This is a genomic window from Geminicoccus sp., assembly GCF_036263595.1.
In the GTDB taxonomy this organism is placed as follows: Bacteria; Pseudomonadota; Alphaproteobacteria; order Geminicoccales; family Geminicoccaceae; genus Geminicoccus.
In genome coordinates this window covers 1-25,177 of sequence record NZ_DATAGQ010000005.1, presented here as the reverse complement: position 1 = coordinate 25,177, position 25,177 = coordinate 1, and the positions used below count along the sequence as shown (strand labels likewise).

Sequence of the window (25,177 nt, the reverse complement as noted above, 5' to 3'; positions counted from 1 at the left end):
ATTGCCCGCAGGAGGTGTCCACGGCCAACCGACGCTTGATGAAGCACGTTCTTGATTTCGTCTTCGCCATGGCCGACGCTGTGGTTCCATCTAAATGGAGAAGATGACGTCTCCATGGACGTGGCCCGTGCCGCGTGACGGATTGGGTGAATGAGCAAGCCTATGCGACTGATCCAGCGCGGTCATCCGCCGAAGCAGGCAATCTCCCTTCGCGTGGACCTGGATGTTCTGGAATGGTTCAAGTCGGGTGGTCCCGGCTATCAGACCCGCATGCTCGACGTGTTGCGCCAGTACGTCCAGACCGAGCGTGCCAAGTCGGCAAGTGGCAGGGCTTCCTGACCGACGTGCAGGCGCTACGCCTCTTGAACTGAGGGGCGTCACGCCCGCATGTCCTCCGTGAGTTCATCGGCACGAGGAAACCGGGCATGGCCAAGGAAATCTTCTGCGCGTTCGGCGTGGACGTGGATGCGGTAGCGGGTTGGCTCGGCTCCTATGGCGGCGAAGACAGTCCCTGCGACATCAGCCGCGGCATGTTCTCCGGCGAGGTCGGCGTGCCCCGCCTGCTGGAACTGTTCCGGCGCTTTGGCATCGACACGACTTGGTTCGTGCCCGGTCACTCGATCGAAACCTTCCCGCAGCAGATCGAGGCGGTGGCGCGTGCCGGCCATGAGATCGGCATGCACGGCTACAGCCACGAGAACCCGATCGCGCTCACGCCCTCGCAGGAAGAAGAAGTCTTCGACAAGTGCATCGACGTCATCGAGAAAGTCGCCGGCAGGAAACCCGTTGGCTACGTGGCGCCCTGGTGGGAGTTCGGGCCGAGGACTAACGAGCTCCTGCTCAAGAAGGGCATTAAGTACGACCATAGCCTGATGCATGACGACTTTACGCCCTACTACGCCCGTGTCGGCGACAGCTGGACGAAGATCGATTACTCGCAGAAGCCCGAGACCTGGATGAAGCCGCTGCAACGCGGCACCGTCACCGACCTGATCGAGATCCCGGCCTCCTGGTATCTCGACGACCTGCCGCCGATGATGTTCATCAAGGCGTCCCCGAACAGCCACGGCTTCGTCAATCCGCGGCAGTTGGAGGAGATCTGGCGCGACCAGTTCGACTGGGTCTATCGCGAGATGGACTATGCCGTCTTCACGCTCACCATCCACCCGGACGTCTCGGGCAAGCCGCAGGTCCTCTTGATGCTGGAGCGGATCTTCCAGCACATCTCCAAGCACCCAGGCGTGAAGTGGACCACGTTCGAGGCCATCGCCGACGACTTCGCGAAGCGGAGGCCGAAGCCCAGCACGCAGAAGGGCTGATCCTCATGTGCGGGCTGTGCGGCGTGCTTGGCGCCGACCACTGGTCGGATGCGCGCCATGTTGGCGAGACGGTGACCTATCGCCATGCCCGCGAGCGCCGCGCTGCCCTCGCCTCCGCGGTCCTGGCTCCCAAGCGGGCCAAGGTCGCGGACTGGCAAGGGGCGAAGCTGCGCCTGACCACGCCGACTGGTCGAGTCGAGTTGGCGGACACGCTGGCCGATCTCTGGCATGCCGTCGACCGGGTGCTCGGCCCGATCGACCCACTCGATCCGGACCTGCTGGAGAAGCTGGACCGGGTCTTGTGAGCGGCACGGGCGAGAAGGTCCCGGTCGACCTGCTCACCGGCTTTCTTGGCAGCGGCAAGACCACGCTGTTGGCCCGTCTGCTGGCGAGCCCGGCCCTGGCCGACACGGCCGTGCTCATCAACGAGTTCGGCACGGTCGGGCTGGACCACCTGCTGGTCCAGTCGGTCGACCCGGACACGGTGCTGCTTTCTTCGGGCTGCATCTGCTGCACAATCCGTGACGATCTGGCGATCTCCCTCAAGGATCTCTGGGCCAAGCGGGAGGCAGGCCTGCTCCCGCCGTTCCGTCGGATCGTGATCGAGACCACCGGGCTGGCCGATCCGACCCCGATCCTCGCGATCATGAGCGTCGACCCGATGCTGCGCTGGCACCTGCGCATCGGGCGCGTCGTCACGACGGTGGACGGCATCGCGGGCGCCGATACGCTGGCCCGGCACGACGAGAGCCGGCGGCAGGTGGCAGTAGCTGACCGGCTGGTCGTCACCAAGACCGACCTGGCCCAGCCACCGGCCCTGCAGGCGCTGGATGCAGCCCTGCACGAGATCAACCCAACTGCACCGGTGCTGCAATCGGTCCAAGGGGACCTGCCGGATCCCTTCTCCCTGTTCGACGATGCCGAGCCGGTCCGCGAAGTCCGTCGCTGGCTGGCCTACGCGCCCGGCCCGTCATGCCATGGCCAGATCGGCAGCTTGGTGCTGGCGACGGACCAGCCGGTCGAGTGGGCCGCCTTCGGAGTCTGGCTCAGCCTGCTCCTGCACCGCCATGGCGAGCGCATCCTGCGGGTCAAGGGCTTGGTCCAGGTCCGGGACTCTTCCCTGCCCGTGGTCGTGCAGGGCGTCCAGCACGTCGTCTTTCCTCCAACGCACCTGCCGGTCTGGCCGGACGGCCATGCGGCCACGCGGCTCGTCTTCATCGGCATCAGCTTGGACGAGGAGCGCATCAGGCGTTCGTTTGCTGTCTTTCAGCGCCTGAGGAAGTGAGCAAGGCGACGAAGCCAGCTCAGCTGCGGGTTGGTCGGCATGACCTTCATGCCACGCCAGTTCCGGATCTGGTCGATCACCCTGTCCTTAATCACGCGGAGGAGAATCGGCGGGTCGAGGTAACGATCCTGCTTGTGGCCGACCCACTCGTCCTCCGGATCCTGCTCGGTGAACAGCGCGCCGACGATGCCGCCGATAATGACCAGAATCGTCCAGCCCAGAAGTTGCGTGGCCTCGGGCGCCACCTGTCCCCAGTGCCGGACGACCTCAGGCACGGGCGCCTCTGGCAGCCATGCCCAGACGCTGTCCGGCACGAGCCAGATCACCAGTTCGATCACGAGCACGAGGAGCGTTGCCTGGAGCGCCAGGAGGAGGATCACCGAGACGACCTTCCAGGCGCGCCGCCAAAGACTGGGCCGACTGGCGCCCACCGCTTCCATTGACGCGGTAGCACCATCCGTCAGCCACCAAGCCACGGCTGTCGCCAGCTCGGTCGGCACCTGACCGCTCTTCAGGTAGCGTAAATGGCCAAGCAGGAGGGCCCAGTGCGTGTTCATGGACCTGTTGATCGGCTTGAAAGCGTACTCGGCCATGGAGGCTGGCTCCGGTCCCCGCCTGGTGTAGGCATCAAGTGGGCCGGACACTGGATCGACCGTATCATACACGTTGAACCAGCACGCCTCGGGATGGAACCCGGGCTCGGTATGGATGGACACAGTGCCGGGCCAAATGGCCGCGTACTTGTCGAGCGGACTGCCATAGGTGAGCAGGCCGCGAAACTTCTGGAACAGGATATTTCGGTCGACCGATCGCCGGTCGCGCCGTCCAACGGGAGCCGCCGGCCGCGATACCCTCAACGTGCCCGGCATTGCTCCGGGCGCGTCGTTCCTCAGGTACCTCATCTTGGAAGGAGCGGCCCTCAGCCGCGCAAAGCGGCTATCGCTCAGGAAGTTGGCGATCGCGGCACCTGTCGCCATCAGCCCATAATGAGCGACGACCGTACCCTGGCTGTGGGCCAGGACGTACCAGCGGTCGTAGTCGCACAAGGCCACGTCCACGATTGCCTCGACCATCCGGCGGCGGATGGTGAAGCGCGGGGGTTCCAGATGGCTGCCCAGGAACTTCGGTCCATGTCGACGCGGCTGCGTGTAGATCTTCACCGCCGAGAGATAGCTGACGATCAGCTTCACGGCGGGCCACGGCCGGGTGTTGAACAGCCGTTGCGCCATCCACTCGATGCCCTGGACGACGATGGCCAAGCTGGCGAAGGTCCAACTCGCGACGAACAACTGGAGCCGGTCGCGCAGGCGCAACGGGCCGCGCCGGTGATCGTCGAAGACGGGAGAGGCCAGAACCGACTGGGGATGTGGCGGCTCGCCGGGTTTCAGGTCTCGGACTCTCCACTTGTAGCGGGGCATGCACCAGGCACCGAGGCCCCAGAGCCAGAAGCGGATCCCCTTGCCGATCGAGTTCTCCTCGTTGATGTCAGCCCAATGGACCTCGTGGATGCCGATCTCAAGCATCGCCCCGTCCTGGCGAGCGACGTGGAGCACGACGTGGGGCTCACCCTCACGACGCAGGACCGCCCCCGTCCTGTCCTCGATCGTCACGTTCCAGCGCAGGTTCCGCATGGCGCTGGCGAGCGGCCGGACCACCGTCTCGACATGATCACCGGGTTTCTGCTCGCCGATCCCATGAACGACGATGACGCCGACGCGTTCGACCATCGATCCATCTCCACCGGGCAGCCATATTGGCGGAGGGCGCACACGTTCTCGTAGTGGGCAGCAGCTTTCGCGGCGCCGGCTGCCGTGTCCAGGCATTTTACATCATCTCTTGAAAAACGAACGTTCGTTCTTTATTAAAATCGGCATGCCCCGCCTCTCGCACCATCAGCAGCACGAACGGCGTATCCATATTCTGGAGGCCGCATGCCGCTGCTTCACCCGTGACGGATTCCACCGCACCTCCATGCAGGACATCTGCCGTGAAGCCGGAGTGAGCCCTGGCGGCATCTATGTCTATTTCCCGAGCAAGGAGGCGCTGATCGCCGGCCTGATCGAGAGTGACCGGGCAGAGATTGCCGCGGCCTTCTCGCAAGCGGCCATGGCCGACGACGTGCTGCGAGCGGTGGGCGCCCTGGCAAGGCACTTCTTCGTGGACGAGCCGCGCGAGAAATCGATGATCACGCTGCAGATCTGGGCAGAAAGCGCTCGCGATCCGGCGATCCGCGCGCTCTGCATGAGCATCGAGCGGGACGTGCGTGACCACCTGATAGCGCTCTGCCAGACGCTCAAGCGGCAGGGCAAAACAGTGCCGGATCTCGACATCGAGGGTCTCGTCGCCGTCCTGACGGCCATGAGCGACGGAATCTTCAAGGCGCGCGCGCTGGACGATGCATTCGACAGCGAGCAGGCCCTGGCCGGCATCATGACCGTGTTTCGTGCCGGCCTCGCCGGCCATCTCGATCTTTCGCGGACGACCCCTGAACCGGAGCTACTCCCGTGACCCGCCTCCCAGCCTTCGTCGCAGCGCTTGTCTTGTCGACGCAGCTGCTAGGCACTGGCCCGGCTGCGGCCGAGGATGCATCCACCTCGTCCGTCCCGGTCGTAGCGCCGACCGTCAGCGTGGTGACCGCCACCGAGCGCGAGCTCGTAGCCGACATCGTCGTGAACGGATCGCTGGCCGCCCGCGAGGAGGTCATGGTCGGCCCCGAGATCGACGGCGCCCGCATCGTCGAGATTCTCGCCGACGAGGGCGAGATGGTGGAGAAGGGACAGCTGCTGGCGAGGCTGTCGCGCGACCTGCTGGAGGCGGAGCAGGCAGCGGTCGAGGCAGCGCTGGCGCGTGCGCGGACCAATGTCGACATGGTGCAGAGCCAGATCGAGGAAGCCCGCGCGACCCTGGAGCAGGCCGAGGCCGACTACGAGCGTACACGCCAGCTGGCCAAGCGCGGCAATGCCTCGGCAGCCTCGCTGGACGAGCGCGAGGCGGCGGCAAAGACGGCGAGGGCCCGGCTGGCGACTGCCCAGCAGAATGTCAGGGTTGCCGAGGCCCAGGTGGTCGAGGCGGAGGCAGACCGCGCCGAACTCATGGTCAGGATCGGCTTCACGGAGATCAGGGCCCCCGCCGCTGGCCGGATCAGCGAGCGGACCGCACGCGTCGGCGCCCTGGCTGCCATGGCCGGCAACCCGCTGTTCCGCATTGTCGAGGACAATGACGTCGAGTTGCACGCCCAGGTGGCCGAGGTACAGCTGGCGCGCCTGGCCGTGGGGCAGCCCGTCGAGGTGGTGCCGGTCGGACGGACGACTCCAATCAAGGGCGAGATCCGGCTGGTCGCGCCGCAGATCGACCGGCAGAGCCGGCTCGGCAAGGTGAAGATCCGGCTGGACGACAGCGAGGACCTGACCATCGGCACCTTCGCCCGGGGCCGCGTGGAGGTTGACCGCCAGCGCGGCGTGGCGGTGCCGGTGACGGCGGTCCAGTTCGCGGTCGGCCACCAGGAAGTGCAGGTGGTAGAGAACGACCAGGTCGAGACCAGGGTGGTCGAACTCGGCATCCGCACCAGCGACTCCGTGATCGTCGTGAAGGGGCTGGAGGCCGGCGAGAAGATCGTCGCAGTGTCCGGCACCTTCCTGCGTGACGGTGACCGGGTCCGCCCGGTTCCCATCCAGGGTGCCGGCGAGCCGGTCGCCGAGGTCCTCCAGTCGAGCTCGAGAAGCTGAGCCGGAGCCGGGTCCCATGACCATGAACGTTTCCGCCTGGTCGATCCGCAAGCCGATGCCGTCGATCGTTCTGTTTGCGGTGCTGACGCTGCTCGGCATCTACACGTTCCAGAACCTCTCGATCACGCGGTTCCCGAACATCGACGTCCCGGTGGTCTCGGTGACCATCACCCAGTCGGGTGCCGCACCGTCGGAACTCGAGTCGCAGGTGACCAAGCGGGTCGAGGATGCGGTCGCCAACCTGACAGGCGTGAAGCACGTCACCTCGACGATCACCGACGGCAGCTCGGTCACCGCCATCGAGTTCCGCCTGGAGGTCGATCCTGACCGGGCGCTGAACGACACGAAGGACGCGGTCGCCAAGATCCGCCAGGATCTGCCGCGGGGTATCGACGAGCCGATCACCCAGAGCATCGATGTGGCCGGCCAGGCGATCCTGACCTACGCCGCCGTGGCGCCGGCCATGACGCTGGAGCAGCTGTCCTGGTACTCCGACGACACCACCCGCAAGCTCCTGCAGGGGCTGCCGGGCGTCGGCAAGGTCGAGCGGCTGGGCGGCGTCGACCGGCAGTTCCTGGTCTCGCTCGACCCGGACCGGCTGAACGCCCTGGGGGTGACGCCAGCGGACGTGAACGCGCAGCTCAGGTCGACCTCGGTCGACATGGGTGGTGGCCGCGCCGAGGTGGCGGGACAGGAACAGTCAATCCGTACACTGGCCCAGGCCCGCACCATGCAGGATCTGGCCGCCACGACCATAGCGCTGCCGGGCGACCGGTTCGCGCGGCTGGACGAGCTCGGCACGATCACGGACAGCTTCGAGGAGATCCGCAGCTTCGCCCGCCTGGATGCCGATGTCCCGGTCGTGGCGCTGTCGGTGTACCGGTCGAAGGGCGCCTCCGAGCTGGACGTCCGCAACACGGTGCAAAAGGCGCTGGGCGAGTTGCAGGCGCAGGACCCGCGCGTGACCTACCAGCTCATCGACGACGCGGTCCGCTACACGATCGGCAACTACGAGAGCGCGATGTCGACCCTGATCGAGGGTGCGATCCTCGCGGTCATCGTCGTGTTCATCTTCCTGCGCGACTGGCGTGCGACGCTGATCGCCGCCATCACCCTGCCGCTCTCGGTGATCCCGACCTTCTTCGCGATGGAGCTGATGGGCTTCTCGCTCAACCTCGTATCGCTGCTCGCGATCACCCTGGTGACGGGCATCCTGGTCGACGACGCGATCGTCGAGATCGAGAACATCGCGCGGCACATCAAGATGGGCAAGTCGCCCTACCGTGCCGCCATGGAGGCAGCCGACGAGATCGGGCTGGCCGTGATCGCGATCACCTTCACGATCGTCGCCGTGTTCGCCCCGGTCAGCTTCATGGGCGGCATCGCCGGCCAGTACTTCAAGCAGTTCGGCCTGACCGTCGCTGTCGCGGTGCTGTTCTCGCTCCTGGTGGCGCGGCTGATCACGCCGATGATGGCCGCCTACTTCATGAAGAGCTACGCGCACGAGGAGCCCAAGGACGGCTTCGTGATGCGCGCCTATACCGGCCTCCTTCGCGCGACCCTCCGGCACCGCTGGCTCACCATGCTGGCCAGCATCGGCCTGTTCGCGCTCTCGATCTGGAGCACGGGCCTCCTGCCCACGGGCTTCATCCCCGACGAGGATGCCGGCCGGACCGTGGTCAGCCTCGAGCTTCCGCCGGGTGCCACCCTCGCCCAGACCCAGCGCGTCACCGACGAGGCCGTGCAGGTCACCAAGCAGATCCCGGAGGTTCGCCAGGTTCTGGTGATCGGCGGCTCGTCGCCCACCGGCACGCTCGAGGTCCGCAAGGCGGCGATGTACGTCCAACTGACGCCCAAGAGCGAACGTGACCGCTCGCAGAAGGACATCGAGCTGGAGATCGCGCGGCGCCTGTCCGACCTGCCGGACCTGCGCGCCTGGTACGTGAACGAGCGTGGCGAGCGCCAGCTCTCGATCAGCGTGCTTAGCGACGATCCGACGGCCTTGCGCGAGGGCGTGGGTGGTCTGGAAGCCGCCATGCGCCGCATCCCCGGCTTCACCAACGTCGCCGCCAATGCCGGCGTGGAACGTCCGGAGATCCGGGTCGTGCCGCGGCTGGACGAGGCGGCCCGGTTCGGCGTGTCCACCGATGCGATCGCCGAAGCGGTGCGGGTCGCCACCATCGGCGACACCGAAGCCAACATGGCCAAGTTCGATGCCGGCGACCGTCAGGTTCCGATTCGGGTCCAGCTGGACCCGGCCACCCGCACCGACCTGGACCTCCTCCAGGTGACGACCGTCACCGGCACCGCTGGCGTGCCCGTACCGCTGCTGGCGGTCGCGGATGTCATGCCCGGCCAGGGGCCGTCCTCCATCGATCGCTATGATCGGGAGCGTCGGGTCGTGATCGGTGCCGACCTTGCCCGCGGGATGCCGCTCGGTCAGGCGACCGAGCTGGTCGAGAACCTGCCCTATCTGCAGCAGCTTCCGAAGGGTGTCCGCCAGCAGGCCACCGGTGATGCCGAGATCATGGGCGAGGTGTTCGGCGGGTTCGCGGCCGCCATGGGAGCGGGCCTTCTGATGATGCTTGGCGTGCTGATCCTTCTGTTCGGCAGCGTCTTTCACCCGATCACCATCCTTCTCTCCCTGCCGCTCTCGATCGGCGGCGTGATCTTCGCGCTGGTGGTGACCGGCAACGCGATCAGCATGCCGGTCGTCATTGGCATTCTCATGCTCATGGGGATCGTGACGAAGAACGCGATCATGCTGGTCGACTTTGCGGTCGAGGAGCAGGCGCGCGGCACGGCAAAGCACCAGGCGATCATCGAGGCCGGCCGCAAGCGGGCGCGCCCGATCATCATGACCACCATCGCAATGGTCGCGGGCATGCTGCCCAGTGCTTATGGGGTGGGCGATGGCGGCGAGTTCCGGGCACCCATGGCGATCGGCGTGATTGGCGGTCTGATCGTCTCGACCCTGCTCTCGCTCGTGTTCGTGCCGAGCTTCTACTCGGTGATGGATACGATCGGGACCTTCATCGGCCGGCTGATTCGCCGGGCGATGTCCTTGAACGTGCCGGACGAACCGGCTCCCAAGGTGTCACATGTCCCGGCGGAATAGCTCCGCCGGATAGCCCTTCGGCCGCCTTGCCTGTAGAGCGTGCGCCGGACCTTGCGTGGAGGACGCACCTTGCTCCGGCGGACCTATGATCGACTGATGCGCGAAGCGACCAGGCCAGGTGCCGAGCGTGCCCTGGCAGCCGTCAGCTTCGCCGAGAGCTCGTTCTTCCCGATCCCGCCGGACGTGATGATCGTGCCGATGGTGCTGGCCAATCCTGAGCGCGCCTGGCGGATCGCCACCATCGCCACGATCGCGAGCGTGGTCGGAGGCATGCTCGGCTATGCAATCGGCTACTTCCTGTTCGAGACGCTCGGCAACTGGGTATTCAACCTGTACGGCCTGCAGGAGAAAGCGAACGCTTTCCAGGCGTCCTACCAGGAATGGGGCCTGTGGATCATCCTCATCAAGGGACTGACCCCCATCCCCTACAAGCTCGTGACCATCGCCTCGGGAGCCGCACATTTCTCGCTGGCGGTCTTCACCGTAGCGTCCATCATCACCCGTGGCGCACGCTTCTTTCTCCTGGCCGCCCTTCTCCGTAGGTTCGGCCTGCCGATCCGCGACTTCATCGAGCGCCGCCTGACCCTGGTCACGTCCGCGTTCGCGGGCGCGATCGTGCTGGGCTTCGTGGCGCTCAGGTGGATCTGACACCAAGCGGAGGAAATGACGTGGTAGCTTCGAAGAGCAGCGACCGTTTCGTGCCTAGCGATGGGGCCGGTTGGCCTGGCCCGCGCACGGTCTGTCTCTGGCTGGCACTGCTGGCCCTGGCGAGCCTGGCCTTCGCCTTCCTTCTCGAGTACGCGTTCGGCATGCATCCCTGTGCCCTGTGCATCAAGGAGCGCTATGCCTTCGGGGCCCTGGCCGTCGCGGGCCTGGGCGGCTTCCTGCTCGACCAGGGCCGGCTCGGCCTGCTGCTATGCCTGGCGATTCTCCTGGGGACCACCGGGCTGACCGTCTACCACGTCGGTGTGGAGTTCGGCTGGTTCGAGATGTCCGCCACCTGCACCGGCGCTGGCCGAGCGAACTCGCTGGAAGACCTGCGCAAGATGCTGCAGGTGGCCGGCCCCACCTGTGACCGGCCTGCCTGGCTCGTCCCGAACGTGCTGTCCGTCGCTCAGGCGACAGCGGCCTGGGCGGCCCTGCTCACCGTGCTGACCGCCAGCACGGTGGTTCGTACGTTCGTCAGGCGCTGAACAGCACGGGAAGCCGCGCGTCGCGCACGATCTTGAGCGTCGTGCCGCCGGTGATCAGTTCCCTGAAGCGGGAGTGGCCGTAGGCGCCCATCGCGATGGCGCCGCACTGCTTGGTGTCGGCGATGGCGAGCAGCAGGTCGCCGACATGGCCCTCCGGCTCGTCGAGCTTTTCAAGCTCGACCCTCACGCCATGCCCGGCCAATCGCAGCGCTGCCGCATCGGCCGAGGCATGGTACTCCGATCCCGCCGCCACCATCACGACCCGGTCGGCCTCCTGCAGGAACGGCAGGGCGAACCCCAGGGCACGCGAGGCTTCCCGCCCTCCATCCCACGCAAGCAGCCAGGACCGTGCGAAATCCTGCTGCACCTGCATGCCATGCGGCAGCACCAGGACCGGTCCGCCGGCACCGACAACGACCTGCTCGGCCGTTTCCATTGCGATCACTTCCAGCCCGTCGCCATGGCTCTGGCCGACGATCGTGAGGTCCACGGTCCGCGCATATTCGGCGATGGTCTCACCGGCCCCGCCCTCGGCCGCCACGAACTGCCGCTCGATCGTTCCCGTGGCCGTCGCCTGCTGGAACGCCGCCTGGACACGCGCCGGGCGGGCCTCGGCAGCCTCCTCCTGTGCCTCCAGGATCTCGGGCCCGGCATAGGCCGCGCTCTCGCCGAGTGCCGTCGGCATGAACGGCAAAGGGTTCACCAGGATGCCAATGAGCCGCGCCTGGTGCCGCTCGGCCAGGGCCAGCGCGAAGGCAGCCCGTTCCGGCATCCTGTCCGAATCATCGAGACCAACCAGAATCGTGCGATAGGCCATCGTCTGCTCTCCCGTCCGGGCGGCGCCGAAGTTGGCCAGGATCAGGGGCCGACGCAAGCAGACAGTGTGGTAAAGACGAACGGCCGCAGATCATGCCCCCGAAGAACGGACGGCTCCGTCCCATCCACCGGTAGCAACCGCGCCCGTGCCATTCAGGTGAATCCCGAAGCCGGTCGCGCCCGGATCCCGCAGGCAAGGCGAAGTCCACTGCTGGGTATCAGATAGCCTCCGCCATTCTGCCGGCGGTACGAAGTAGGCGGGGTGGTCGCGATCGTCCGCATCCGCTCGCGCAGGCGATCAGTTGCACCCGGGAAGTCGGTCTCGTTGAGACGACCGGCATCGCTTGCTTTCCGACGAAGGCCCCTCGCCGTAGCGGTCGACCCAGCCCTTGAGGATTGCCGCCATGGTGAACCACCAGAGGGAGACCTGGAGGATCAGGGCGTCGGCCCGCCGGAACTTCTGCTGGTCGACTTCCTCGCCGAGCAGATCCCCCGCATCCGGGGGATCCGAGAAGCCGCGGCCGGCTCTTGTCCAGGATGCCTAGAGGTCGCCCCTGCCGCCGGCCTGCGTTGCCGGCTCGCCCGGCTCCGGCTTGACCGGCAGGTCCTCTCGCCGCTGGAAGCGCCGGGCGGCGGAGATGCTGAACGGGATCGTGGCCACGTAGATCAGGCAGGCGCCGGCGATCGTCGCCCAGGGCATGGCGAAGAACAGGGCGGCCACGGCAGCACCCGCCACCAGCGCGCTGAGCTGCCAGCCGGGCTCGATCCGGAACTTCTTGATCGAGAAGGTCGGAACCCGGCTCACCATCATCAGCGCCGTGAACACGGTGACGACCGCGACCACGGACCAGTGCCGGAAGAAGGCGCCATCGACGACGAAGCTGGCCATCATCGGCGACAGCGCTACGGCGGCGCCGCCCGGCGCCGGAATGCCCTGGAAGAAGAACATCGTCCAGACCGGGCGCTGTGGGTCGTCGAGCTGCGTGTTGAAGCGGGCCAGGCGCAGCGCGCAGCAGACCGCCAGCAGGAGCGCGACCGCCAGGCCCAGACCCTTCACCTCGTGGAGCGACCACCAGTAGAGGATCATCGCGGGCGCGATGCCGAAGCTCAAGGAATCGGCCAGGCTGTCCAGTTCGGCGCCCAGCTTGGACTGGACGTTGAGCATCCGGGCGGCACGGCCGTCCAGCCCGTCCAGGATGATAGAGGCGGCAATGAGGGTGACGGCCAGCTCCCACTGCTGGTCCGCCGCATAGCGGATGGCGGTGAAGCCGGCGCACAAGGACAGGATCGTGATCAGGTTCGGCACGAACACGTAGAACGGTCGGGCCCCCAGCGGGCGGCGCTCGCGCCTGATCCTGCGATTCCTGAACATCAGCTGATCACCCCGCTCCGCGCCGGATAAGTGGCCTCGCCGTCGGCCAGCACCGTCTCGCCGGCAATGCAGCGCTGCCCCACCAGCAATCTGGGGATCATGCCCGGCGGAAGATAGACGTCGCACCGGCTGCCGAACCGGATCAGGCCGACGCGCTGCCCAGGCTCCACGCTGGCGCCGATGCCGACGAACGGGACGATGCGCCGCGCCACCAGGCCAGCGATCTGCACGAGGAACACCTCCTCGGCATAGCCGTGCGGCCGTATCGCCCAGGACATGCGCTCATTCTCGTCCGACGCTTTGTCGAAGCTGGCGTTCAGGAACTTGCCGGCATGATAGGCGCGGCGCGTGACCAGTCCCGCCACCGGCGTGCGGTTCACATGCACGTCGAAGACGTTCATGAAGATGCCGATGCAGGGCCTGGGCTCCAGGTCCACGCCCAGTTCCGGCGGTGGCTTGCGGGTGCCGACATGGACCACCACGCCATCGGCCGGGCTGGTCACCAGCCATGGATCGACCGGGGTGACCCTTGCCGGATCACGGAAGAAATAGGCGCACCACAGGGTCAGGATCAGCCCGAGCCAGAACAGCGGCATCCACAAAGCGCCAAGCATGACGGCAATGACGAAGAAGCCGGCGATGAATGGCCACCCTTTGCGATGAATGGGTGGAATGGCGAATGTCGACAAGGCTCTGTATCCGTGTTCGTGGCGGCGCGCGCCGGATGAGGGCAAAAGCGTTGGCCGGTCGCCCGGCCATGCATATGGTGATCATTCCAGGGAACGCTCGCGAAAGGCCACCAGGTCGACCTGAAGCTGCCGGCCGAGCTTGCGCTCGTAGTAGCCTGGTATCACCAGATGCAGGTCGAATCCGAGTTCGTCGAGCCGGTCCAGCGTGGTGCGGAAACCCTGCTCACCGACATAGAGTGGTACGAGTGCGGTTTCCAACTGGATCCCGACGATCCGGTCGAGCAGGCCGCGAGCTCCCTCCAGCACGTCCAGCTCGCTGCCCTGCACGTCGATCTTCAGCAGCATCCGCGTGAAGCGTCCATCCCGCAGCTGGGGCAGCTGATCCAGGCGCTGCAGCGGCACCTCGACCTGCCCCGTCGTCTGCGAACTGGGCGAGATCTTGCGCATGGTGGCGTTCTGGGGGAGCAGCGAGCTCATGTCGCTCTCCGCCGACCGCTCCAGCACCGCCATGCCCTCGATGGCACCGAGCGCCATGGGCGGCGCCACGATCCATTCCGCATCCCGCGACGCCCTGCGCATGAGCCGGCCGTGCACGTCGGCCTGCGGCTCGAAGCTGATGATCGGGCCGTCCCAGCCATGCCGGCGCAACCGCCGGCCGTACTGGCCTTCATTGGCGCCGACATCGATCACTGCGTCCACCGCGTTTGCCTTGAGGGCGGCTACCAGCTGGTCGTGCACGTCGCGGGTCTTGCCGCGCCTGACCAGGTCGTAGCCAAGCCCACGGATCACACGACGTAGGACCACGGGTTACCTTCTTCTTCGGGCAGCCCGAACAGGTCGATGGGTGTCTCGCGGCCGCGCAGCTGGTGCTGGCCGAGCGGGATCAGGGCATCCCGTCCCACTTGGTCAGCGAACGCATCCGAGATGACCACGTGCCGGCTGAGCGTGCGCGACAGCCGCTCCAGCCGCGCCGCCTCGTTGACCGCCGGTCCGATCACCGTGAAGTCGAGCCGGTCCTGCGTGCCGATGTTCCCGAAGATCACCTGGCCTACATGCAGGCCCAGCCCGTAGCCGAGCGGCTCCAGCCCCCGGCTGCGCCGCTCCTGCCCGATCGCCTCCATCGCATGGTAGGCGTCGCGTGCCGCCGCCAATGCACGCTGGCTGGCGTCCGGGCTGTCCAGCCGGAACACGCACATCACGGCGTCGCCGATGAACTTCAGGATCTCGCCGCCATGGTCCTGGATCGGCTTGCCCATCGCGTCGAAGAACGTGTCCAGGACCTCCAGCACCTCTTCCCGGGGCGAGCGGTCCACGAGTTCCGAGAAATGGGCGAGGTCGGCAATCCAGACCGCGGCCTCGATGACCTCGTGCACCCCACGGCGAATGTTACCAGCCAGGATCTGCAGGCCGGCTTCCTTGCCGACATAGGTTTCGAGAATGGTCTTGGTGATGCGACGGCCGACCCTAGCCTCGGCCGCCATGGCCAGGAGCGGCATCAGGTCGTCGATCATGAACAGGTCCTCGGTCGAGAACCCGCCCTCCCTGGCGGTCGCGAAGGTCATCGAGTGCCGCCGCCCATCGCTGCCGACCAGGGGACGCGCGACATAGTCGACCAGCCCCTCCGCCCTGAGATCAGCATAGATCCCGTACTGTGGACCGCTGACCGGCATGTCCAGGCGCTGCCGCACGCCCTCGGCCCCCTCGTAAAGCGCCTTGATCGGGCTGTTGTGGAAGCTCGGCCCCTCCACGTCGGCCGGGGAAATGAAGCGCATCTCGAACGGCCGCCCGTCGTCCCGCCAGATGACCGAGGCACCGATGAACTGCGGATGCAGGCCGCGCACGTTCAAGGTGGCACGCGTGATCGGCAGGCCATCCTCGACCAGCTTGTGGCAGAGCTCGTCGAACAGGTTGTCCAGGTAGGGCTGCTCGTGGTTCATGCGGACGAACCAATCCAGCGCCGGGCTGCGCCGGAGCGGCCAGAGCAGCGTTGCAGCCTTGCTCAAGCCGTACCGCCCTCCGTTTCCAGTCGCCTGAGCTTGGCCGACAGGTCGGTGAGGTTGACCGTCGTCTGGTGCAGGCGGTGGGCCAGTTCCGACATGATCCCGACGCCGACCTGCGGGAACTGGGTCACCAGGTTGAAGAACGCATCCTTGCCGACCCTGAGCGTGGCGAGATCGCTGCTGGCGACGACGGTGGCGGTACGCGGGACGTCGCAAAGGATCGCGATCTCGCCGACGACGTCGTTGCGGGCGAGGTGGGCGACCGTGACCGCCCCTTGCGGGGTGTCGACCACGATGTCGGCCGATCCGTCCAGGATGATGTAGGCGGCATCACCGGGATCACCCTGGCGGAAGACCGTCTCGCCCGCCTCGAACTCCATGTGCTCGCTCGTGAACGCGAGCAGCTTCAGCTTGGCCGGCTCGATCTTGGCGAATAACGGGATGGCACGCAGCACGTCGACATCGTCTTGCAGGCTCAACGCATTCTCCAGTCGGTTCCGATCGTCGTCATGCCTCGGCTTCCTGCGGCTCCACCTTCTGTTCCTGCTCGGCCGCGTCCAGCAGCCGCCCCTTGTCCAGCGCCAGCGTCATGCCGAACAACCCGGCCAGATCCGCCCTCGCGAGCGACCATATCACGGTCCTGCCGTCCATAGCTTCCAGGATCCGCTCAATCAGCTCACTCTGATCCGCAGCGTCGATTGCGGTAGCGGCGTCGTGCAGCACCAGCACCATCGGGCGCCGCAGGATCGCGCGTGCGATGGCGAGCTTCTGCCGCTGCGCCACGCTCAGGCGGCCGCCGCCGGGGCCGCAGTGGAACGACAGGCCCACCTCGATGATCCGCTCCCGCAGGCCCGCCTCCTCGAGCAGGCTGCGGATCAGGGCGGCGATGCGGACCGGCGCCTGGGCGGCGCCATAGGCGACCTTGCCGAACAGCACATTGTCCTGGACGGAAGCCGCGTCATTATAGGCGTCCGGCTCGAAGAACGCGACGCTGGAGGACAGTTCTGGCGGGAGGTTCTCCCGGAATACCTTGCGCGCCTCCAGGATCTTCGCTTCCAGGTCCTTCGTGATCAGGCCCAGGCGGTGCCGCGCGTTGATCAACTTGAACGGCAGGGCGAGGAGGCGCTGGCGGTCGTTCTCGTCCAGCCGGTCGAGAGCGGCGGGATCGGCGCGCGCCACCAATGCCTGGTAGTCCGGCAGATCCTCCGCACGGATGAACGAGAACTGCTGGTAGAATTCGTGGTCGGGCGGCAGGTCGGCGAACAGCTCCACCATCGTGCGGGCGAGGCCGAGGCCGGCCTGGCGCAGCTCGTTGCTGATCCCGACCTGGTCGAGCACCTGCCGGACATAGGTGTGCTCCGCCAGCCGGTCGATCTGGAACTGGTCGTCCGCCGGCGCGCCGAACAGGAGGTTCTCCGCCAGGGTGGCGTTGCTATTGTAGCGGGCAGGGTCAAAGCGCTCGACCAGGCGGGCGAGCGACTCGTCGCTCTCCAACCGCTGGCTCATTGCACGCCGGACCTCAAGCAGCTTCTCGCGTAGGTCGGCCGAGCGGTCGGCCTGGAGGGTACCGCGCAGGCCGAGCGCATAGACGTCCGCATCCAGCTGCACCACTTCCAGCGTGCGCGCCAGGAACGGCAGCCGATCCTCCTCCCGCTCCACGCCGGCGGCCGCCCAGTCCACCCAGTCGGCACGGAAGTCGAACGGGCTGTTGCCGGCGCGTGCGGTATCCATCTGTTCCCGCTTGTAGCGCGCCTCCTCTCCCTTCGACGGCTGGTAGGGGTGCAGCGGCCGGTGGCGCATGCCGAGCAGGAGATTGTCCTCGATTGTGTCGGAGCCGACGAAAGGCGGGAAACCCACGAACGCCATCTTGCGCCCGAGCACCGAATCCGGGAGCTGCGCCAGGTCTTGGCCGCCGATCGTGACACGGCCGGCATCCGGCGTGATCAGGCCCGCCAGCGCCATGGCCAGTTCCTCGCGGCCGCCACCGCCCGGCCCCGTGATCGCGACGGTCGAAGGCATAGGGATCTTGAACGACAGGTTGTCGAGCCGGGTGTCGCCCTCCTCGTCCCGCACCAGGACGCCGCGCGCCTCGATCTCGCCCTCGAACTTGAGTTCACCTGTGGGCTCGTCCAGCTGGCGCCGCTCGTCGACCAGCCCGCGCGGCTGGAACTGCGACACGACCTGATCATACTTGATTCGCACATCCTGCAGCAGCTGATAATAATCAAGCAGTTCCCGCCACGGGCTAGAAAGGTCCTTATGCGCGGAGAGCACCGCGACGATGGCGCCTAAAGAGACATTCCCTGTCAACACTAGGTAGCCGCCGACCGAGAAAAAGAAAAACGGCGCGATCTGCGCGAAGAAATTGTTGATGAATTTGATCATGAACTTCAGGATGTAGATCCTGTAGCGAATATAATAGACGACGCTCAGCTCCTGGCTCATCCGGGCGCGTTCGTATTGCGTAGCGTCATTGGCGCGAAGGTCGCGCACGCCCGACACCGTCTCGGAAATCCGGTCGGCCAGCCGCCGCACCTGCCGGATCCGCTCCTTGCCCAGCCGGTTCACCCGGCGCTGCAATTTCGGGATGAAATAGGCTTGGATCGGGTAGAGCGCGATCGCCGCCAGCCCCAGGACGGGGTCCTGGATGAAGATGAACACCAGGATGACCAGCAGCGTGCCGCCCTGGTAGGCCGGGATCTGCAGGGCCGTGCCGATATAGCCGCCCAGAGCTTCCGTCTCGGCGTTGATCATCTGCACGACCTCGCCCGTGCTGACCCGCTTCATGTGCGGCAGCGGGAAACGAAGGATGTGCGAATAAAGATCGTAGCGCAGCCGTCTGAGCATCCGCTCGGCGACCAGTCCGGCATACACGTTGACGATGTACTTGAAGATGCCGTTGATCAGGACCAGCGCCAGGAACAGGCCGCATAACGCGAACAGGTACTGGAACTTGTCCAGGTCCCAGCCATAGAAATTGTGCGGCTCGTCGGGCCTGCTCAGCGCGTCATTGACGATCGTCTTGGGCAGATTGAGTGACCAGTACAGGAACGGAAAGGAAGCCGCCGTGATCGCCAGCACGATCAACTGCTCTTTCCAGCTATGCCGCCGGATATAGCCGAAGATCGTTGGTTCCATTGGTCTCTGATCCGTTTCCTGCGCGTGGGACCGTAGCCGTCCCGCCTGCATCATTCCAGCGGCGACACAGGCATGTCGGAAACTACAGCTGGCATGGGCGCGATCATCGACTTCGTATGAACCTCCATGCTAACGCGGAGTAGTGTTGGTGGGTCGATGGTCGGGGGCTCGGATGCCGCACCTGCATGGGCGTCGTTTCTTGGAAGCCGGCATGCTGGTGGCCATGCTAGTGCTGTCGGCTTGCGGCGAGGAAGAGTCGCATCAGGCGGCCGCAACGGCAGCGCCGCCGCCGGCCGTGATCGTAGCGCAGGTCGGCAAGCAGCCAATCACCCCGCAGGGCAGCTATACCGGCCGGATCGTCGCGACCGACAAGGTCCAGATCGTCCCCCGCATCGAGGGCTTCATCCAGAAGCGCGCGTTCGAGGAAGGTGCCGTGGTCAAGCAGGGCGACGTCCTGTTCGAGATCGAGCGCACCAACTACGTGGCGGCGGTCCAGTCCGCCCAAGGCAACCTCGCCCGCGCCCAGGCGGCGGCCAAGCAGGCCGACCTGGAGGTCAACCGGCAGACCTCGCTCGTGAAGAGCCAGGCGACCGCGCAGGCCAGGCTCGACCAGGCGGTCGCGACCCAGGGCGACGCGCAAGGCGCCGTGATGCAGGCGGAGGCGGCGGTCACCCAGGCCGACCTGAACCTGAGCTACACCACGATCACCGCCCCCATCACCGGCCGGATCAGCCAGGCAACCCTTGATGTCGGGGCGCTGGTCACACCGCAGAGCGGGATGCTCGCCACCATCGTGGCGGTCGACCCGATGTACGCCACCTTCCCCGTCTCCACCCGCGAGATCCTGGCGATCCGCAAGGAGATGGCGGCGCGCGGCGACGATGCCTCCAACGCCGTCGTGCACCTGACCCTGGCCGACGGCACCGACTACGCCCACCCCGGCAAGATCGACTTCGTCGATGTCAGCGCCGACCAGGCGACTGATACGGTCGTGGTCCGCGCCGAGTTCCCCAACCCCGACAATCTGCTGGTGGACGGTCAGATCGCGAAGGTGACGGTGGAAGCGGCCAAGCCCGACGAGTTGCTGGTCGTCCAGCAGTCAGCGCTCCTGTTCGACCAGCAGGGCACCTATGTGCTGACGGTCAAGCAGGACGACACGGTCGAGGTCCGCCATGTCGAGATCGGCCAGACGTCCGGTACCTGGGTAGCGGTCACCAAGGGCCTGGACGAGGGCGACCGGGTGATCGTGGACGGCGTGCAGAAGGCAAGGCCCGGCCAGAAGGTGACCGCGACCGAAGCCAAGTCCTCCTGAGCCGGAGCACCGGACGATGATCTCGGACGTCTTCATCTCCCGGCCCAGGCTGGCTCTTGTCGTCTCCATCGTGATCACGCTGGCGGGTATCATCTCGATCTTCGCCATCCCGCAGGCGCAGTTCCCGGACATCGTCCCGCCGATGGTGTCGGTGACCGCCAACTATCCCGGCGCGTCCGCGGACGTGGTCGAGCAGACCGTGGCCCAGCCGATCGAGCAGCAGGTCACCGGCGTCGACAACATGCTCTACATGAAGTCGACCTCGGGTGCCGATGGCAGCTACACGCTGAACGTGACCTTCGCACTCGGGACGGATCCGGACATCAACACCGTCAACGTCCAGAACCGCGCCAACCTGGCGCTGGCCCAACTCCCCGAGGAGGTCACCCGTACCGGCCTCAGCATCAAGAAGAAGTCCACCGCCCTCCTGCAGGTCATCAACTTCTCCTCGCCGGATGGGCAGTACGACTCGCTGTTCCTGTCCAACTACGTGACGATCAACGTCCTGGACGCGGTCAAGCGGGTCGAGGGCGTGGGCGACGCGACCCTGTTCGGCCCCCTGAACTATGCGATGCGGATCTGGCTGGACCCGCAGCGACTCGCCAACTACGGCATGACCCCCACCGACGTCGCCAACGCGATCTCGGCGCAGAACGTGCAAGCGGCAGTGGGCCGGATCGGCGCCCAGCCGATGACGGACGACCAGCAGCTCCAGCTGAACATCACGACGCTCGGACGCCTGAGTTCGGTCGAGCAGTTCCAGAACCTGATCCTGCGCACGACCACCGACGGCTCGATCGTGCGGGTCAAGGACGTGGCGCGGGTCGAGATGGGCGCACAGTCGTCCGACCGTTTCTCCACCTATCAGGGCCAACCAGCCGCCTCGATCGCGGTCTACCAGGCGCCCGGCAGCAACGCGGTCGCCACCGGCGATGCGATCCGTGCGACGCTGGAACAGCTCTCCTCCCGCTTCCCCGAAGGGATGACTTACTCGGTCGACTACGACACGACCCTGTTCGTGAAGGCGTCGATCCATGACGTCGTGAAGACGCTCGGCGAGGCCTTCGTCCTGGTGGCCCTGGTGGTGTTCTTCTTCCTGGCCAACTGGCGTACCACGCTGATCCCGATCATCGCGGTGCCGGTGGCCCTGGTCGGCACCTTCGCGGTGCTGCTCGCCATCGGCTATTCCGCCAACACCGTATCGCTGCTGGCGCTGGTGCTGGCGATCGGCATCGTGGTCGACGATGCGATCGTGGTGGTCGAGAACGTCGAGCGGGTGATGCACGAGGAGCCGCATCTCTCGGTCGCGGCCGCCACCAGCAAGGCGATGAGCGAGATCACCGCACCGGTGATCGGCATCACGCTCGTGCTGCTCTCGGTGTTCGTGCCGACCGCGTTCATCCCGGGCTTGGTCGGCGAGCTCTACCGGCAGTTCGCCGTGGCGGTGTCGGTGGCGATGCTGATCTCGGCGGTCAACGCGCTCACGCTCTCCCCGGCCTTGTGCGCGATCCTGCTCAAGCAGGGCCACCGGCCACCGCAGCGTGGCCCGCTCGCCTGGATGCTGAGGAGCATCGACCATGTCCGTGACGCCTATGGCGCGGTCGTGGCGCGGCTGGTACGGGCGGCGGCGTTCTCGATCGTGGCGCTGGGTGTCGTGTTCTTCGGTATATGGACCGGGTTCGGCGTCACCCCCAAGGGCTTCCTTCCGGCGGAAGACCAGGGCGCCTTCTTCGTCATCGTCACCTTGCCCGAGGGCTCGTCGGTCGGGCGGACCGCTGCGGTGGTCAAGCAGGTCGAGGCGAAGGTCCGGGAAAAGCCCGGCGTCAACGCGGTCACCGCGATCGTGGGCTTCGACTTCCTGAACAGCCTGGCCAAGTCGAACAGCGCGTTCCTGATCGGCACGATGAAGCCGTTCGAGGAGCGGGCGGATGCCAGTGAAAGCGTCTTTGCCGTCCTGGGTGCGCTCAGGCCGGAACTTGCCGCCGTGCCCGATGCCATGGTGGTGCCCTTGAATGTCCCGCCGATCACCGGCCTTGGCTCGACAGGCGGGTTCGAGTTCCAGCTGCAGGATCTGCAGGGCGGCTCGATGGCGCAACTGGCGCAGGTGATCCGGGCGGCGGTGGTCAACGCCAACCAGCAGCCCGAGTTGACCGGCGTCTTCACCTCCTTCAATGCCGATTCACCGCAAATCTACCTGGACCTGGACCGCGAGAAGGCCCAGACGCTGGGCGTGCAGATTTCCGACGTCTTCTCAACCCTGCAGGCGACGCTCGGCGGTTACTACGTCAACGACTTCAATGTCTTCGGCCGGACTTGGCAGGTGCAGATCCAGGCCGAGGCTGATTATCGCCGACGGGTCGACGACATCTTCCGCATCAACGTGCGCAATGCCGCCGGCGACATGGTGCCGATGCGCGCGATCGCGTCGGTACGGCTGCAACTCGGGCCCTCCGCGATCAGCCGCTACAACGGCTTTCGCAGCGTGACCCTGAATGGCGGCCCGGCACCCGGCGCCAGCTCCGGCGATGCGATCGCGGCCATGGAACGTGTGGGCGCCGGTCTGCCTGCCGGCTATGGCTACGAGTGGACCGGCACGGCGCTGCAGGAGAAGGAAGCCGCCGGCAAGACCAGCATCGTGCTGCTGCTGGCAGTTGTCTTCGCCTACCTGTTCCTCACCGCGCTCTACGAGAGCTGGAACATCCCGGTCCCTGTGCTGCTCTCGGTGTCGGTGGGTATCCTGGGGGCGATCGCCGGCCTGTACTTCAGCGGCCTCGCGTTCGATGTCTACGCTCAGATCGGCCTGGTCGTGCTGATCGGCCTGGCGGCGAAGAACGCAATCCTGATCAACGAGTTCGCGCTCGACATGCGCAACCAGGGCATGGGCCTGATCGAGAGCGCGATCGAGGGAGCCAAGCTGCGCTTCAGGCCGGTGATGATGACGAGCTTCGCCTTCATCCTGGGCCTTGTGCCGCTGGTCACAGCGACGGGACCTGGCTCGGCCAGCCGGGTCGCGGTGGGCTCGCCGGTGTTCTATGGAATGCTGTTCGCCTCCACGCTGGGCATCCTGCTGATCCCGATGCTCTACGTCGTGTTCCAGTACCTGCGCGAGAAGACCGGCTGGAAGCCGAAATCCGCCCAGCCGGCCGCACCGGCAGCGGCGCCGGGCACGGGGGCGGTGGCTCCATCAAGCCAGGTGCCGCACCCGGCGGAGTAGCCTCCGCCACTCGATGGTCTGAGCACTTCATGCGGTGCTGACCTTCCAGTCGCGTGCCACCCATGCTGCGACGACGAGTGTAGGATCCTTGGCCTCGTCCGAACGGTTGAGGGACCGGTTCCGGGTCTATGCCGGCTCGAACTGACGTCGGGCATTATCGCAGTGCACAATTTGTTACGTGAATTGGCGCTGCGTCGGAAGGATTGGCAGGATAGACTGCGCTCCTCCCGACAAACCCGACGCCCCTGGTGAACCGACCTGGACGACCTGACGTATGACCGACGTGTCGATGACGCAAAATCGGGCGGACGTCCTGCCGGAACGTCCGCCCTCGGCCGTTGAAACCCGATCTGGGCGTCCAATGACCAGATGGCTGTTGGTTGCAGTAGCGCTCGTGCTGGCGGCGCTGGCTTGGCTGCGTTTCGGCGGCCCGCATCCTTGGCTCGAAACGGCTCCCGGATGGTTACAGACGGCTGCAGCCGCCATCGGGACCGGTACAGGCGAGGAAGAGGGGCCAAGGGCACCGAGAGCGGCCTCGGTCGTCCCCGTCGCGGTCGCTCAGGTGACGATACGTAACGTTCCTGTGGAATTCCGGTCGGTCGGTACCGTCGAAGCGGTCGAGACTGTGGCGATCCGGGCCCGGGTCGACGGGGTGGTCGAGCGGATCATGGTCGAGGACGGCGCGCAGGTGAAGGCCGGCGATGTGCTGGTCGAGCTCGACGAAAAGCCGATCCAGGCGCAGATCGACGAGCAGGAGGCCAATGTTCGACGCGACCAGGCGCAGCTCGACAATGCGCGTCGGCTGCTGGCCCGGACGACCGACCTCGCCGCCCGCGGCGCCACCGCCAAGCAGTCGCTGGACGACGCCACCACCAACGTCGCTGCCCTGACCGCCGCCTTGGCCGCCGGCGAGGCACGGCTGCGCTCCCTCCAGCTGGAGCTGGCCCATCATCGCGTCACGGCACCCTTCGATGGCCGGATCGGCCGGCTGGCCGTGAGCCTGGGTACGGTCGTACGCGGCTCCGACACCGGCAGCACGATTGCGACCCTGAACCAGATCGACCCTATCTACGTGGCCGTGGGCGTGCCGCAGAACCTGCTGGGCGATCTGGCGGCAGCCGACAACGCACGGATCGAGGTTCCCCTGCCCGGGTCAGGCGAGATGCGACAGGGCGAGGTGACCATGGTCGAGAACGAGGTGGAGCGTGGCACCGGCCTCGTGACGGTCCGCGCCCAGATCAAGAACAACGACCAGCGCCTCTGGCCCGGTACCGTTCTCGATGCGCGGCTGGTGCTGCGCGACGAGCCGAACGCGCTGGTGGTTCCCGGCAACGCCGTGCAGATCAGCCAGACCGGATCCTTCGTGTTCGTGGTCGACCAGGAGAACAAGGCACGGGTCGTGCCCGTCACCGTGTCGCGCGCCGCGGGCGACGACATGGTTCTGGCCGAGGGCCCGCCGGCCGGCACCACCGTGGTCACTGACGGACATATCCGGCTGGTCGACGGCACGACCGTGCAGATCCAGAAGAGCGAACAAGGGCTGGAGGCACGTCGATGAAGCTGGCCGAGGCCTGCATCCGCCGCCCCGTGATGACCACGCTGGTCACGCTGGCCATCATCCTGGCCGGTATCGCCGGCTGGCGGACCCTGCCCTCGGCCGCCCTTCCGCGCGTCGACTTCCCGACCATCCAGGTGACGGCCGACCTGCCGGGCGCCAGCCCGGAGACGATGGCCTCCTCGGTGGCCGCCCCCCTGGAGCGTCAGTTCGCCACCGTCGCCGGCATCGACACGATGACGTCGACCTCCCGTCAGGGCAACACGCAGATCGTGATCCAGTTCGACCTGGAGCGTGACATCGACGGCGCCGCGCTCGACGTGCAGTCGGCCCTCTCCACCGCCCAGCGGCGGCTCCCGGAAGAGATGACCAACCCGCCCTCCTTCCGGAAGGTGAACCCGGCGGACCAGCCGATCCTGTTCCTTGCCCTCTCCTCGCCGA

General features: G+C 66.4%; 22 protein-coding genes. 13 read left to right on the top strand and 9 right to left on the bottom strand.

The window, feature by feature from the left end:
* Positions 1-150 precede the first annotated feature (150 nt).
* From VHL31_RS00450 to VHL31_RS00435, 4 genes are all read left to right on the top strand, one after another.
* Entirely contained in the window at positions 151-339 is a 189-nt protein-coding gene (locus tag VHL31_RS00450) for a BrnA antitoxin family protein (protein WP_329659231.1), read from the top strand.
* Positions 340-425: 86 nt separating this feature from the next.
* Positions 426-1,319 (top strand): polysaccharide deacetylase, encoded by an 894-nt coding sequence (locus VHL31_RS00445; protein WP_329659230.1) that lies wholly within the window; start codon positions 426-428, stop codon positions 1,317-1,319.
* Positions 1,320-1,324: 5 nt separating this feature from the next.
* Complete coding sequence (locus VHL31_RS00440) at positions 1,325-1,624, top strand: hypothetical protein (RefSeq protein WP_329659229.1); 300 nt, start codon at positions 1,325-1,327, stop codon at positions 1,622-1,624.
* Positions 1,621-2,604 (top strand): GTP-binding protein, encoded by a 984-nt coding sequence (locus tag VHL31_RS00435; RefSeq protein ID WP_329659228.1) that lies wholly within the window; start codon positions 1,621-1,623, stop codon positions 2,602-2,604. The genes VHL31_RS00440 and VHL31_RS00435 overlap by 4 nt, the downstream gene beginning before the upstream one ends.
* Here VHL31_RS00435 and VHL31_RS00430 read toward each other — a convergent pair.
* On the bottom strand, positions 2,586-4,331 hold the full coding sequence (locus VHL31_RS00430; RefSeq protein ID WP_329659227.1) for a hypothetical protein: 1,746 nt from the start codon (positions 4,329-4,331) through the stop codon (positions 2,586-2,588). The genes VHL31_RS00435 and VHL31_RS00430 overlap by 19 nt on opposite strands.
* Between VHL31_RS00430 and VHL31_RS00425 the strand changes: the two genes are divergently transcribed.
* The 5 genes from VHL31_RS00425 to VHL31_RS00405 all read left to right on the top strand — a co-directional run bounded on the left by VHL31_RS00425 (position 4,309) and on the right by VHL31_RS00405 (position 10,640).
* Complete coding sequence (locus VHL31_RS00425) at positions 4,309-5,112, top strand: TetR/AcrR family transcriptional regulator (RefSeq protein ID WP_329659226.1); 804 nt, start codon at positions 4,309-4,311, stop codon at positions 5,110-5,112. The two genes, VHL31_RS00430 and VHL31_RS00425, sit on opposite strands and share 23 nt — an antisense overlap.
* Positions 5,109-6,329: an efflux RND transporter periplasmic adaptor subunit gene (locus tag VHL31_RS00420; RefSeq protein WP_329659225.1), complete on the top strand. Its 1,221-nt coding sequence runs from the start codon at positions 5,109-5,111 to the stop codon at positions 6,327-6,329. The genes VHL31_RS00425 and VHL31_RS00420 overlap by 4 nt, the downstream gene beginning before the upstream one ends.
* Before the next feature lie 16 nt (positions 6,330-6,345).
* The gene (locus VHL31_RS00415; protein ID WP_329659224.1) at positions 6,346-9,447 is read left to right on the top strand and encodes an efflux RND transporter permease subunit; all 3,102 of its coding nucleotides are present in this window, start codon (positions 6,346-6,348) and stop codon (positions 9,445-9,447) included.
* A 69-nt stretch (positions 9,448-9,516) separates the two neighbouring features.
* Positions 9,517-10,095: a YqaA family protein gene (locus VHL31_RS00410; protein WP_329659223.1), complete on the top strand. Its 579-nt coding sequence runs from the start codon at positions 9,517-9,519 to the stop codon at positions 10,093-10,095.
* A gap of 20 nt (positions 10,096-10,115) precedes the next feature.
* Positions 10,116-10,640: a disulfide bond formation protein B gene (locus tag VHL31_RS00405; protein WP_329659222.1), complete on the top strand. Its 525-nt coding sequence runs from the start codon at positions 10,116-10,118 to the stop codon at positions 10,638-10,640.
* Here the strand turns inward: VHL31_RS00405 and VHL31_RS00400 are convergent.
* The 8 genes from VHL31_RS00400 to VHL31_RS00370 form a co-directional block, all read right to left on the bottom strand.
* Positions 10,630-11,457 (bottom strand): universal stress protein, encoded by an 828-nt coding sequence (locus VHL31_RS00400; protein ID WP_329659221.1) that lies wholly within the window; start codon positions 11,455-11,457, stop codon positions 10,630-10,632. The two genes, VHL31_RS00405 and VHL31_RS00400, sit on opposite strands and share 11 nt — an antisense overlap.
* A 297-nt stretch (positions 11,458-11,754) precedes the next feature.
* Entirely contained in the window at positions 11,755-11,943 is a 189-nt protein-coding gene (locus VHL31_RS26805) for an NAD(P)H-dependent oxidoreductase (protein WP_414653617.1), read from the bottom strand.
* A gap of 54 nt (positions 11,944-11,997) precedes the next feature.
* Positions 11,998-12,828 carry a CDP-diacylglycerol--serine O-phosphatidyltransferase gene (gene pssA / locus VHL31_RS00395; protein WP_329659220.1) on the bottom strand — a complete coding sequence of 277 codons (831 nt, stop codon included), beginning with the start codon at positions 12,826-12,828 and terminating at the stop codon, positions 11,998-12,000.
* Complete coding sequence (locus tag VHL31_RS00390) at positions 12,828-13,517, bottom strand: phosphatidylserine decarboxylase (RefSeq protein ID WP_329659219.1); 690 nt, start codon at positions 13,515-13,517, stop codon at positions 12,828-12,830. The genes pssA and VHL31_RS00390 overlap by 1 nt, the downstream gene beginning before the upstream one ends.
* 81 nt (positions 13,518-13,598) lie before the next feature.
* Positions 13,599-14,321: an FkbM family methyltransferase gene (locus VHL31_RS00385; RefSeq protein ID WP_329659218.1), complete on the bottom strand. Its 723-nt coding sequence runs from the start codon at positions 14,319-14,321 to the stop codon at positions 13,599-13,601.
* A complete protein-coding gene (locus VHL31_RS00380; RefSeq protein ID WP_329659217.1) occupies positions 14,303-15,520 on the bottom strand; it encodes an adenylate/guanylate cyclase domain-containing protein in 1,218 nt (405 codons plus the stop codon). The genes VHL31_RS00385 and VHL31_RS00380 overlap by 19 nt, the downstream gene beginning before the upstream one ends.
* Positions 15,517-15,996, bottom strand: a complete 480-nt coding sequence (locus tag VHL31_RS00375) for a Crp/Fnr family transcriptional regulator (RefSeq protein ID WP_329659216.1) — start codon at positions 15,994-15,996, stop codon at positions 15,517-15,519. The genes VHL31_RS00380 and VHL31_RS00375 overlap by 4 nt, the downstream gene beginning before the upstream one ends.
* A 28-nt stretch (positions 15,997-16,024) precedes the next feature.
* Positions 16,025-18,655, bottom strand: coding sequence for an ABC transporter transmembrane domain-containing protein (locus tag VHL31_RS00370; protein ID WP_329659215.1), 2,631 nt, complete (start codon positions 18,653-18,655; stop codon positions 16,025-16,027).
* A gap of 211 nt (positions 18,656-18,866) precedes the next feature.
* On the opposite strand from VHL31_RS00370, the gene VHL31_RS00365 reads away from it, so the two are divergent.
* The 4 genes from VHL31_RS00365 to VHL31_RS00350 form a co-directional block, all read left to right on the top strand.
* Positions 18,867-19,967, top strand: a complete 1,101-nt coding sequence (locus VHL31_RS00365) for an efflux RND transporter periplasmic adaptor subunit (RefSeq protein ID WP_329659214.1) — start codon at positions 18,867-18,869, stop codon at positions 19,965-19,967.
* A gap of 16 nt (positions 19,968-19,983) precedes the next feature.
* A complete protein-coding gene (locus tag VHL31_RS00360) occupies positions 19,984-23,181 on the top strand; it encodes a multidrug efflux RND transporter permease subunit (protein ID WP_329659213.1) in 3,198 nt (1,065 codons plus the stop codon).
* A 274-nt stretch (positions 23,182-23,455) separates the two neighbouring features.
* Positions 23,456-24,739 carry an efflux RND transporter periplasmic adaptor subunit gene (locus VHL31_RS00355; protein WP_329659212.1) on the top strand — a complete coding sequence of 428 codons (1,284 nt, stop codon included), beginning with the start codon at positions 23,456-23,458 and terminating at the stop codon, positions 24,737-24,739.
* Positions 24,736-25,177, top strand: a 442-nt coding sequence (locus VHL31_RS00350) for an efflux RND transporter permease subunit (protein ID WP_329659211.1), incomplete at its 3' end; no start/stop codon positions are given. The genes VHL31_RS00355 and VHL31_RS00350, both read left to right, overlap by 4 nt.